We start from the raw sequence: 463 nt of genomic DNA on the forward strand, positions 1-463 counted from the left end.
CCAGTCAAACAAGAAGCACCTCCGCCACCTATACCAGAGAATAAAGCAGTTGCTCATATCAGGATTCCACTACGTGAGGAACAAGGTTCCGCAAGGGATCAGATGATCGAGATCGACTGGCCTGTGGAGTCAGTAACTGAATTACTGTTGCTGATCCAGGGTTTGACTCAATGATCCGCATCGATGAAATCTGGCTTTCTACCCAGCCGATGGATATGCGTGCGGGGATGGATACTGCCATGGCTCAGGTGGTGAGAGCCTTTGGCTACATCAAACCGCATTGCGCCTACCTGTTCTGTAATAAACGTGGTCATCGTATGAAAGTGTTGGTACATGATGGGCTGGGTATCTGGCTGTGTGCCCGGAGGTTGGAACAGGGTAAATTTCACTGGGCTCAAGTTCACCAAGGTGAAACCGTGGCCCTCAGCCCGGAACAGTTACAGGCATTAATCCAAGGTTTGCC

At 50.5% G+C, this 463-nt stretch carries 1 protein-coding gene; it reads left to right on the forward strand.

Translation table 11 applies throughout. From position 1 onward, the window contains the following. Nucleotides 1–170 precede the first annotated feature (170 nt). The coding region (gene tnpB, locus GBN19_RS15570) for an IS66 family insertion sequence element accessory protein TnpB (RefSeq protein ID WP_151778715.1) at nt 171–463 on the forward strand (293 nt) is incomplete at its 3' end.

This window comes from Acinetobacter brisouii, assembly GCF_008993995.1.
GTDB classification, from domain to species: domain Bacteria; phylum Pseudomonadota; class Gammaproteobacteria; order Pseudomonadales; family Moraxellaceae; genus Acinetobacter; species Acinetobacter brisouii_A.